This window comes from Acinetobacter sp. ANC_7635, assembly GCF_056779945.1.
Genome location: NZ_JBWYIS010000002.1, coordinates 198997 through 210678, shown reverse-complemented (window position 1 = coordinate 210678; position 11682 = coordinate 198997). Strand labels below are relative to the sequence as shown.

Genomic DNA, 11682 nt, shown 5'->3' with positions numbered 1-11682 from the left:
GTTTATTTGAATCTTTTTATCCGATATAAACGCAGCTTAGCTTGGTATTCCCTTGAGATGTTTCATCAAAACTCGGCTCACTCTCCCACTTTTCACCAAAGTATTTTTTAAGTTGATACAGTACGGTCGATGGGTAACCTTCAAAAATAAAATAATAAGCGCCTGATTCACTCTCTGAAGTTTTAATTGCTTGAAATGCAATTTTGATGACTCGCACACCATACTTTTTAAAGTTCACAGCAAAATCATCTCGAACCATATGTTTGGTTTTATAATTTTTATAAGCATAAACACCCTTATAAATATTATGGGCTAATTTTAATTCGTGGTTTGTCTGATTTACCTAAATTCCACGCTTTTTTGTTCATTAAAATCATTTGAAATTTGAAAGATTTGCGCTGACGCTTGACAGTTTAAAGAATTTAAATTCATCAGTTTATCAACTGTAATATTTGTTGGATAAGCATGACTGCACATAAGTGCCAAGCCTGTTAAGATCAATATTTTTTTCATAGTGACTATTCTAAAATCTAAAATTTATAAAACATTAAAACCACGAACAATCTGATGACTCGATTGAGTTTTAAAGTTAAATAATAGTTACTCAGTTTAATTAGGTATTTTTTAGCTCCAAATATATTATTCATATAAATTCTACAATTTAAAAAAAATTTTACTCTACAAAATGCTTTATTTAATTGTTTATTGAAATAGTAGAATTAACTTATAGAGGGCTTTTGATAAAAATCTGCCTCACTACTTGTGAGTGACTGTTTGGATATATTCCGTTATTAAACAAAATAGTCATTATTAAGTTTTATTTATACAAATTATCATTAAAGCAAAAAAATTAGCTGAGTATTCAAAGGATTGTCACATTTCTTTCATATCATGACATGGTTCAATTATGAACATATTATAATGAAAGGAGTTTAAAATGAATAAGTTAATTTTATCATCCCTACTTTTAGGTTTGTCTGTTCCAGCGCTCGCTGACTTTAATTGTAACGGTGTAATTAAGAATAAAACCATTGATGACAATATAAAAGTGAAACAACCATGTACGCTTGATCAAGTTACGGTCAAAGGCAATGTAATGCTCTATTCAAATGCGCAAGCAACTATTTTAAATAGCACGATTGACGGTAACCTCGAATCTAAAGGAAATTTTGGTCAAGTGACGGCTAAAAACAATAGCATTGACGGCAATATTCAACTTGAAAAAGGTAAAACGATCCAACTGCACAATAACCGTGTAGATGGCAATATTGAACTTAAAGAAAATCGTTCAAGCATTCAGGTTACTGCAAATCAGGTCGATGGTAATTTAAAATGTGAGTCAAATAGCCAAACTCCAAAAGGCGGACAAAACCGCGTTAAGGGGGACAAAGAAGGACAATGTCGTAGCTTGTAATCATTTATTCGATCAGCATCAACTTAAAGATTCATTAACTGAGCTTTAAATTCGAATTTAAAGAAAGCCACCTTAAGGTGGCTTTTTTTACGCAGTTAAGAAATAACCTGCAATTAAAAATAGGATTTGAAGACTGGCCACAAAAGCAAATAGCTTCCAGCCTTTTTGCCTCAACTCGTGTTTGTTCAGTATCATCATTGTTCTGGTCATATCGTCACCTCATACCTGAGTTAAAAACGAACCGCATTAAATTCTTACTTATTATGGTTAGCTATATGTCCAATAAATACACTTGTCCTAACCTCTATATAAAAGCAAAAACCAAACCAAGTCCAGTGGGAGAAAGATTTTGAAACCAAATCTATAAAAGAAAAAACCACCAAAATGGTGGCCGAATAAGCTCATGTTAGCGAATCTACATTTATTTTTCCATAAGGTAAATTTAAGATACTATTTAACAATGCTTTTTATTAATAAGTTTATTCATTATTTTTCTTTTAAGCTCCACGTTGAAAATAAAAAAACCGACATTGATCCAGCTAAATTGACTGCCAATTCAGCATGACGCGATGCAGGCTTAAAATTCTTTTTGCCCTGACCATGTGCATCCCCTACTTTGTTTCTCAATGATCCTAAGCCTTCAATCACTGAACTACATCCTCCAAGAATCTGTTTAAAAGTTTGTTCTGTGTGTTGAGAAGGCGCTAAATTTAATTCTTTACTGACTAATCTATACAGTTGATTAATATCAGGTGCATTTCCATAGTCAACTTGATGTTCATCAAGAATATATTTACAAGTCGACTCTAAAAGTGTCCTTGCTAATGTAATAGCACCATCAGGATCAGTTACTCTCCGCTCTAATGCTTTCTGCCATATTTGATGAATATAATCAGAACTTAATTCGTTAATTCTCAACTCCACTACTTGATCTAAGGGAGAAGTATTTCGTCTTTCTAAAACACTCAATAACTCTTTAAATTCTGAATAAATATAATTCTCACGTTCCACATAAGATTTAAAATCCCATTTAATTCTCGCTTCAAACTCATCTAAGGTATTTGTATCTTTAACAATAAATGGAATATATCCATAAAGGTTTTTTTTTATCAGCAATTCTTTTCTAAGCTCTTTAAATGCCTCTGAGGCACCTTTTTCATAACTATCTGTAGCCCTAGCTATTAGCAATTCACGCAAGTGTAATACTTTTTCAATTAAACCAGACATTTGAGAACTCTTTATTTGTTTTCAACTCAATTCTACATCTTCAAAACAATAATTTACTTATGAAAAAGCCACCTTATGGTGGCTTTTTCAATCTATTGATTTAATCAACCAATAAACTTACGAGCATTACGGAACATACGTAACCATGCACCATCTTGATCCCAATCTTCAGGTTTCCAAGAGTGCTGAATCGCACGGAAGTTACGCTCTGGATGAGGCATCATAATCGTTGCACGACCATCAGTTGAAGTCACACCTGTAATTGCTTCAGGTGAGCCGTTCGGGTTCAATGGGTAATGTTGAGTTGGATTACCTTGGCTATCGACATAACGTAAAGTCACTTGATTACCCGCATTCAATGCAGCAATAGAGCTGTCCGCTGCAACAACGCGACCTTCACCATGCGCCACAGCAATTGGTAAAATCGAACCTTCCATACCTTCTAACAGTACAGATTTAGATTTTTCAACACGAACGTTTACAGCTCGCGCTTCAAACATTTCTGATACGTTACGATGGAAACGTGGCCAGTTTTCAGCACCTGGAATGAGTGGAGCCAATTGAGACAACATTTGGCAACCGTTACAGATACCGAGTGAGAATGTTTCTTGACGGTTAAAGAATTTCTCAAATTGATCACGAAGTTTAGGATTGAACAATACTGACTTCGCCCAACCACCACCAGCGCCTAAAACGTCACCGTAAGAGAAACCACCACATGCCACTAAACCTTCAAATTCATCAAGGCTTACACGACCAGCGAGTAGGTCACTCATATGGACATCAATCGTATTGAAACCAACTTTGTCGAATGCAGCTGCCATCTCCACATGACCATTTACACCCTGCTCACGCAAGATTGCCATATTCGGACGACGTGTATTGATATACGGTGCTTCAATTTCTTCATTCAAATCGAATGTCGCTTTTGCAATAAGACCTTTATGATCTTTATTCGCAATTAGACTATATTCTTGATCTGCAGTTTCCACGTTGTCACGTAAACGTTGAATCTGATGTGACACTTCAGTCCACGCTTGTTGCAGTTCAACACGATCTAGCGTTAAACCATTGATCGTTAGCGTATCAGTAGTATTCACTGTACCAACGACACTGATCGCATCTTTTAAGCTTGATGCTGCGACTTCAGCTTGTAGTGCATCCCAATCAGCTTTAGCAATTTGTAATACCGCACCAATTTCTTCAGCAAATAAGCTTGCTACAGACTGATCTTCTAAAGCCACACCTAAGCGTGAAGCGAACATCATCTCTGCAACAGTTGCGATTAAACCACCATCACCGATGTCATGATACGCCTTAATTAAGCCACGGTTGTTCCAATCTTGTACCAATGCAAAGAATGCTTTGAAGTCATCGAAGCTATCTACATCTGGTGTCACAGAACCAATTGCTTTGTACACTTGAGCCAAGATCGAACCGCCAAGACGGAATTGACCTTTAGACAAATCAATACGCACAAGTACTGAATCTAAGTTTTTCAATTCTGGTGTTAATGTCTTACGCACATCAGTCACTGGTGCAAATGCAGTGATCACACCTGACATTGGAGAAGTTACAGACTTGTCTTCACCATCTTCATTCCAAGTGGTACGCATCGATAAAGAATCTTTACCTACAGGAATTGCGATACCAAGCGCAGGACACATTTCCATACCGATGGCTTTTACACCTTCGAATAATGCTTGATCTTCGCCTACTTGACCTGCTGCAGCCATCCAGTTCGCAGACAATTTAATGTCGCTGATTTTCTCGATTTTTGCAGACATGATGTTCGTGATTGACTCAGCCACTGCTAAACGCGCAGATGCCGCAGGATTTAACAATGCTACAGGTGGACGTTCACCCATTGCCATTGCTTCACCTGTGTAGCCCACTAAACTTGTTGTTGTTACCGCAGCATCCGCTACAGGCACTTGCCATGGACCAACCATTTGGTCACGTGCAACCATACCTGTAATTGAACGGTCACCAATGGTAATTAAGAATGATTTAGACGCAACTGTTGGGTTCTTAATCACACGGTAAATCGCATCTTTAAGATCAGTCACTTTAGCCGCATCAAAGTCATCACCGTGACGTTCGATACAGTCATACGCACGGCTCATACGTGGCGTACCACCTAAGATCACTTGCATTGGTACATCAACTGGGTTGTTACCAAACAATGGATCTTCAACCGTTAAATGACGCGCTTCAGTCGCTTCACCTAATACGGCAAACGGACAACGTTCACGCGCACAGATTGATTCAAATAATTCTAATGAAGATGGACGGATCGCCAATACATAACGCTCTTGTGCTTCATTTGACCAAATTTCCATTGGCGCCATACCTGGCTCCAATGATGGTACTTTACGAAGATCAAGTTTTGCACCTAATTCGTGGTCATTTACCAGTTCAGGCATCGCATTTGAAATACCACCAGCACCTACGTCATGTACAGACACGATTGGGTTGTGGTCTTCCATACGCCAGCAAGTATCAATGACTTCTTGGCAACGGCGTTCCATTTCTGGGTTTTCACGTTGTACAGAAGCAAAGTCTAAGCTTTCGCCCATTGTACCGCTATCTACAGAAGAAGCAGCGCCACCACCAAGACCGATGAGCATTGCAGGACCACCAAGCACGATCAATAAATCGCCCGGTTGGATCGCATCTTTTTCAACATGGTCAGGACGGATGTTACCGTAACCACCAGCAATCATAATTGGCTTATGGAAACCTTTTACATCTCCATTTACATTTTGCTCAAATGTACGGAAGTAACCATTTAACGCAGGACGACCAAATTCGTTGTTAAATGCAGCACCACCCAATGGACCTTCAATCATAATTTGAAGTGGAGATGCCATACGAGATGGTTTACCGTAGTTTTCTTCCCATGGCTGTTCGAAGCCTGGAATATTCAAGTTAGATGTAGTGAAACCTGTTAAGCCTGCTTTTGGCTTACCACCACGACCTGTTGCACCTTCATCACGGATTTCACCGCCCGAACCTGTTGCCGCACCTGCAAATGGTGCAATCGCTGTAGGATGATTGTGGGTTTCCACTTTCATTAAGATGTGGGCAGCTTGGCTCTTATATTTATAAACATAATGACCGTTTTCATCTTTTTTCGGATAAAAACGTTGCGTATCAAAACCAACAATCACTGAAGCATTGTCTTTATATGCTGACAATACATCTGTAGGTGATTCTTTATAGGTATTTTTAATCATTTGGAACAATGACAATGGTTGGACTTCACCATCAATTGTCCATTCTGAACCAAAGATTTTATGACGACAATGCTCAGAGTTCGCTTGTGCAAACATCATGAGTTCAATGTCATGCGGATTGCGACCTAACTTGATAAATGCATCAGTTAAGTAATCAATTTCTTCATCCGATAAAGCAAAACCAAATTCAGAGTTTGCTTTAACGAGCGCTTCTTTACCTTGACCTAGAATATCAATCGAGTTCAGCGGTTTTGGCTCAGTTTCAGTGAATAAAGCAGCAGCATCGTCAATTTGATTGAAAACACTTTCTGTCATTCGGTCATGCAGAATTTGCTTAATTTCATTTGAAACGTCTTTTACACCCTTCAAAGTAAACAAAACACCGCGTTCAAGACGATGAACCGGTGTGTTGCAGTTCGCGAAAATATCGGTCGCTTTTGAAGACCACGGCGAAATTGTGCCTACGCGTGGAGTGACTAAGATTTGAATCTCATCTGTGGCTGCTTGGCGTAATTCAAATGACGCACCATCATTTAGAAGCTGTAAAGCGGATTGCTGTTGTTGCTCGTTGAGCGCTTGGTCGAATAAATAAACCCATTGACTTTCTATTGATTGAACCGAACTAATTGACTGTAAACGAGTTAATAGTTGCGTTTGCTTAAAAGAAGAGTGTGCTGGTGCACCGGCCACGATAAACATGCTGATTTTGGCTCCACGGGATGGTCTTTTGAACCATGCCACAATGTGACTTGAAGAGAGCGCATATTCTACTGTGTATTGCAAAATTCAGCTAGATAGCAAAACTGCTTTAAGACATATTTTCGATCGAGTTTACGAATAAATCTTTTTTATTCAGTAAAAAAAATTGAATTGCACCCTATGATGCAATTCAAATGAGATACACCTAAATAATTCTTTAGTCATCTCAACTATTGAGTGTTGGTGACTTTTAACAGATGTTGAATCGCCTCTAGAGCCATAATCATAGATTTTGGATCAACTAAATCCTTGCTATCACAAGCTTGGTGATAACATGGTGCAAAATCTAAAATTATTTCGCCCTCGTTTGCACCTGGACGTTCTTGTTCATTAAATAAAATGATCGATGTGACCGGCACTTTTCCTAGAAATGGTGCTGTGTCACTTGCTGTTAAAGTGGTAATGTCTTCTTTGATGGTTAAGTTCTTTGCTTTAAAGAATGATTTTAAATGTTCTTCAAGCGCAGTATCCCCTTGATGACTAGGTAAAGACTTTAAACCATCAATCATTGGTTTATAGTCAGATTCAGATAATCCAGCAGACTTAAACTGGGCTTCTAAATCTTTTAATGAAGATTTATCTACATCAGCAACCAAAATATTCGGATTTTTTGTACCGACCATATCAACATTGATATAAGCCTTTATTCCCTTCAGCTGTTCAGGTGTCATTTTAGCAACAAAATCTTGCGAACCTCCGATACCATCTTCTTCAGAATCCCAAAATGCAAGGTAAATTGTATTTTGAGGATGATTTTCAGATTTTGAATAATGTTGTAATAGCTCTAATAGAACGGCTACACCTGTACCATTATCATTGATCCCAGGCCCTGTGGTCACAGAATCATAATGCGCACCGATTATCGTAGCTAAATCAGGATTTTTACCTTTGATTTCGATAATAATATTTTGACCTACGAGCTTATTACGATTTTCAAATGGCAACATCTGAGCGTGTAAACCAGCTTTTTTTGCCTCTGCAATAATGTAAGTTGCAGTAGCCTTACCACCATCCGTTCCAACTGCGCGATTACCGCCATGAGCTGCTGCAATATTTTCTAAGGCGCTAAGATGACTCATGAGACGTTGTTCGATCGAATTCGAAGTATTGCTTTTAGTAGTTACTTGTTGATTTTGATTTGGTGTATGTGAGCAAGCACTCAACATAAAAATACTGGTCATTAATGCTGTTAAACAAAGTATTTTTTTCATTGTCATGTGGATATCAGTTTATTAAGAATTCCATTTTAGAGAATAACCTTATTATATCCACAGATTTTTGTAATAAAAAAAGAGCCCGAAGACTCTTTCTATTTATGTTGCTAAATTTTTAATTAACCGAATCGACCCGTAATATATGCCTCAGTCAATTGATGATCAGGTTGCGTAAAAACTTTTTCTGTCGAATTCACTTCAATCAAATCACCTAAATGGAAATAGGCAGTACGGTCTGATACACGTGCAGCTTGTTGCATTGAGTGCGTAACAATTGCAATAGTATATTGTGTTGAAAGCTCAGCGATTAACTCTTCAACTTTAGCCGTCGCAATCGGGTCAAGTGCTGAACAAGGTTCGTCCATTAAAATCACTTCTGGCGAAACTGCAATAGTTCGAGCAATACACAGACGTTGCTGTTGACCGCCTGATAAACCAGTTCCAGGCTGATTCAAACGATCCTTAACTTCATCCCACAAACCCGCTTTACGTAAACTATTTTCAACGATCTCTTCTAAATCGTATTTGTCACGTGCTAAACCATGGAGTTTAGGTCCGTATGCAACGTTTTCAAAAATTGATTTTGGGAATGGGTTTGGCTTTTGGAACACCATACCCACTTGCGCACGAAGTAGTACTACGTCGAGATTAGGATCATAAATGTCTTGATTATCCAACATGACTTTACCCGTTACCCGACAACTATCTATCGTGTCGTTCATACGATTTAAAGTACGTAGGAATGTTGACTTACCACATCCAGATGGACCAATAAAAGCAATCACTTCATTTTGATAAATATTAAGATCAATGCCTTTAATCGCTTCAGATTCACCATAATAAACATGAACATCAGTTGTACTCAGTTTTACAACATCCGATTTTGCTTCTTTTTTATTTTCGCTTTGCGTGTCAAATTGTGAAACAAACGAAGTTGACGTTTTTTGATTTGCATCTTGAGATGTAAATTGTGTTTGATCTGAATTCACTGATTGATCCTTTTTTAAGGAATTTTGAGTTACTTGCGAAGTTACTGTATTCATATTTTGCTCCGACTACCAACGGACTTCAAATTTCTTACGTAACCAGATCGCTAAACTATTTAAGCTAATCATCATCGCAAGGAGAACAATAATGGCTGCAGCAGTACGACCTTCAAAGAAGTTACGAAGTTCATTACCCTGCCACAAGAAAATCTGTACAGGCAGCGCTGTAGATTGATCGAATGGGCTTGCTGGAACACTGGCTACAAAAGCACTCATACCAATCAGCAATAACGGCGCTGTCTCACCCAAAGCTTGAGCAACACCAATAATTGCACCTGTTAAAATACCTGGTAATGCCAAAGGCAGGACGTGATGAAAAACAGTTTGCAGTCTTGATGCACCCAATCCTAATGCAGCTTGGCGAATCGAAGGTGGAACGGCTTTTAAAGAAGCCCGTGTCGTAATAATCACCGTTGGCAATGTCATTAAACTTAACACAAGACCACCCACCAAAGGGGCAGATAATGGTAAATGCATCCAACCAATAAAAATTGCAGCACCAAGCAAACCAAATACAATCGATGGAACAGCAGCCAAATTATTGATGTTGACTTCTACAATATCTGTAATCCAGTTCTTTGGCGCGAACTCTTCAAGATAGATCGCAGATGCAACGCCGATTGGAATCGAAATAAAAATTACAATCAACATCATGAACAATGAGCCCATGAATGCACCAGCTAAACCAGATGTCGCTGGTGAACTACGTGAGTCAGGACTCGTGAAAATATTCGTGTTAAATGAATTTTCGATGACACCTTTAGCCTTGAGTTCATCAGCAATTTGACGAATCTCAGGACTAAGTTGTTGCTGTTCATCTGGCAAAGAACGATCAATATTACCTGCAAGCCACACATCAATATTTGCATCAGCAAGGACTTTTACATCGACTGTTTTACCAACCAAGCTTGGATCATTCATCACCATATCACGGATACGATATGCTTCAGAGCTCGTATAGATATAGCTTAAATCATCACGTTGTGCTTCAAGTTGAGGATCTTGTTTGATCATTGCATTGATGATCAATGCATCCCAATCCACCATGCCAACTTCAGTCTGCCACTCAATAAAGCGTTCTTCATACTGAGCTGGATTCTCACCTTCAGCCAGTACAGGTTTTGGACCAACTTCAATAATTTTTGGATCGAAATAGATTGGCAAATTCATGCTACTTTGCCAAAAAGCAGGCAAGCCTTTCGCTAAAATACTACCGAATAGCAATACTACGAAGAATAAGCCAGCAATCACTGCTGAAAAACCGAAGAAACGGAACGTCTTTTCTTTACGATGACGTTTAGCTAAAGAATTCTGAATAGTCTTCTTACGCTTTTCTCTAAGCTGCTCAGCTGTTGCTGAATCAACTGTCTCGAGAGTATTAGGATTAGAAGTACTCATTAGTCGTATTGCTCACGGTATTTACGCACGATGTAAAGTGCAACAATGTTCAAACCTAAAGTAATCACAAACAATGTAAGTCCTAGTGCGAAAGCGACTAATGCTTGCGGACTTGCAAAGTCAGTATCACCTGTTAATTGATTAACAATCGTAATCGTTACGGTCGAAACAGCTTCTAATGGATTTGCGTGTAAAAGAGGACTGTTACCAGCTGCTAGAACTACGATCATAGTTTCGCCAATTGCACGGGAAGCAGCCAATAAAAATGCACCAATAATGCCAGGCAACGCTGCTGGAATGACCACTTTACGAATCGTTTCAGATTTGGTCGCCCCTAATCCTAAAGATCCATCACGTAATGCTCGAGGCACTTGAGTAATAATGTCATCAGATAAAGAAGACACAAAAGGAATGATCATGATTCCCATGACAAAACCTGCAGTGAGCGCACTCGTTGCGTTGATATCAATACCAACCATTGCCCCTACAGTTTTAATAAATGGGCCAATAATCATGAGTGCAAATACACCATAAACGATCGTTGGAATACCAGCTAAAACTTCAATGGTCGGTTTTGCCCAAGAACGGAAGCGAGGAGAAGCATATTCAGCCAAATAAATCGCGATCATTAAACCTACTGGTACAGCAACCAATAGTGCGATCCCACTGACCATGAGCGTACCCCACAACAATGGAAGTAAACCATAGCTTCCTTCTGCACTCCCCGAAGTACTGAAACCCGGGTTCCACTCTGTTCCAAAGAAGAAATCAAAAGGATTAACAAAGCTGAAGAAGCGCATCGCTTCTCCAAACATCGACATTACAATTCCAAGTGTTGTAAGAATTGCGACACCAGAACATAAAGCTAAGCCAACATTGATGACTTTCTCGACCTGATTACGCGCTCTAAAATCTTGGCTAATTCTTTTTTTTGCCCATACTAACCCTGCCAATGCAGCGCAAATGACAACTGCTAATTTTGCAAAAGAGCCAATAGTTGAAAATTTACTCAGTTGCTCTGCAGCTGCAACTTCATAGGACGTTGCTGTGTCACTGACACCAAATCCGGACGCAATCGCTTGAACACGGTCAACAACTACGTTTAGGCTTGCTGGATCTAGACTTGCTTTAATATCCTGTGGCAAATGATTAAGTACCACCTGCTCCAAGATCGTTGGCTCAACCAAATTCCAAACAATCAAAATTAAAAATGCAGGGATACCACACCACAACGCAACTAATGCCCCATAGTAACCAGGACGTGAATGCAAAGCGGCAGAGTTATTTCCCTGACCTGCTAAGTTACGGCTTTTGCGTAATCCGATTTGATAGGCAATGGCGATGATCGCCAATAACACACCTATAAGTAGCAGATTCATGTATTC

At 38.9% G+C, this 11682-nt stretch carries 9 protein-coding genes; 1 reads left to right on the top strand and 8 read right to left on the bottom strand.

Annotated elements, in window-relative coordinates; all coding sequences use genetic code 11:
* Positions 1–16: 16 nt before the first annotated feature.
* Positions 17–238 carry a hypothetical protein gene (locus AC1M89_RS04935; RefSeq protein WP_481613989.1) on the bottom strand — a complete coding sequence of 74 codons (222 nt, stop codon included), beginning with the start codon at positions 236–238 and terminating at the stop codon, positions 17–19.
* A gap of 699 nt (positions 239–937) precedes the next feature.
* On the opposite strand from AC1M89_RS04935, the gene AC1M89_RS04930 reads away from it, so the two are divergent.
* Positions 938–1414: a hypothetical protein gene (locus AC1M89_RS04930; RefSeq protein WP_481613032.1), complete on the top strand. Its 477-nt coding sequence runs from the start codon at positions 938–940 to the stop codon at positions 1412–1414.
* 87 nt (positions 1415–1501) lie between these two features.
* Here the strand turns inward: AC1M89_RS04930 and AC1M89_RS04925 are convergent, their stop codons facing one another.
* The 7 genes from AC1M89_RS04925 to pstC all read right to left on the bottom strand — a co-directional run bounded on the left by AC1M89_RS04925 (position 1502) and on the right by pstC (position 11676).
* A complete protein-coding gene (locus tag AC1M89_RS04925) occupies positions 1502–1609 on the bottom strand; it encodes a KGW motif small protein (protein ID WP_373687177.1) in 108 nt (35 codons plus the stop codon).
* 291 nt (positions 1610–1900) lie between these two features.
* Positions 1901–2641 (bottom strand): abortive infection family protein, encoded by a 741-nt coding sequence (locus AC1M89_RS04920; RefSeq protein WP_481613033.1) that lies wholly within the window; start codon positions 2639–2641, stop codon positions 1901–1903.
* 104 nt (positions 2642–2745) lie between these two features.
* Positions 2746–6579 carry a phosphoribosylformylglycinamidine synthase gene (gene purL, locus AC1M89_RS04915; protein ID WP_481613034.1) on the bottom strand — a complete coding sequence of 1278 codons (3834 nt, stop codon included), beginning with the start codon at positions 6577–6579 and terminating at the stop codon, positions 2746–2748.
* Between the two features lie 230 nt (positions 6580–6809).
* Positions 6810–7856 (bottom strand): M20/M25/M40 family metallo-hydrolase, encoded by a 1047-nt coding sequence (locus AC1M89_RS04910; RefSeq protein ID WP_481608825.1) that lies wholly within the window; start codon positions 7854–7856, stop codon positions 6810–6812.
* Between the two features lie 116 nt (positions 7857–7972).
* Complete coding sequence (gene pstB / locus AC1M89_RS04905; RefSeq protein ID WP_035267112.1) at positions 7973–8896, bottom strand: phosphate ABC transporter ATP-binding protein PstB; 924 nt, start codon at positions 8894–8896, stop codon at positions 7973–7975.
* 12 nt (positions 8897–8908) lie between these two features.
* Positions 8909–10297: a phosphate ABC transporter permease PstA gene (pstA, locus tag AC1M89_RS04900; protein WP_481591394.1), complete on the bottom strand. Its 1389-nt coding sequence runs from the start codon at positions 10295–10297 to the stop codon at positions 8909–8911.
* Positions 10297–11676 (bottom strand): phosphate ABC transporter permease subunit PstC, encoded by a 1380-nt coding sequence (pstC, locus tag AC1M89_RS04895; RefSeq protein ID WP_092767091.1) that lies wholly within the window; start codon positions 11674–11676, stop codon positions 10297–10299. Before pstC ends, pstA begins: the two co-directional genes overlap by 1 nt.
* Between the last annotated feature and the right edge of the window lie 6 nt (positions 11677–11682).

Excerpts from the sequence above, each read along its gene's own strand:
- AC1M89_RS04930 (WP_481613032.1), top strand. The coding sequence starts at position 938 with ATGAATAAGTTAATTTTATCATCCCTACTTTTAGGTTTGTCTGTTCCA.
- pstC (WP_092767091.1), bottom strand. The coding sequence starts at position 11,676 with ATGAATCTGCTACTTATAGGTGTGTTATTGGCGATCATCGCCATTGCC.
- AC1M89_RS04920 (WP_481613033.1), bottom strand. The coding sequence starts at position 2,641 with ATGTCTGGTTTAATTGAAAAAGTATTACACTTGCGTGAATTGCTAATA.
- AC1M89_RS04925 (WP_373687177.1), bottom strand. The coding sequence starts at position 1,609 with ATGATACTGAACAAACACGAGTTGAGGCAAAAAGGCTGGAAGCTATTT.
- pstA (WP_481591394.1), bottom strand. The coding sequence starts at position 10,297 with ATGAGTACTTCTAATCCTAATACTCTCGAGACAGTTGATTCAGCAACA.
- AC1M89_RS04910 (WP_481608825.1), bottom strand. The coding sequence starts at position 7,856 with ATGACAATGAAAAAAATACTTTGTTTAACAGCATTAATGACCAGTATT.
- pstB (WP_035267112.1), bottom strand. The coding sequence starts at position 8,896 with ATGAATACAGTAACTTCGCAAGTAACTCAAAATTCCTTAAAAAAGGAT.
- purL (WP_481613034.1), bottom strand. The coding sequence starts at position 6,579 with ATGTTTATCGTGGCCGGTGCACCAGCACACTCTTCTTTTAAGCAAACG.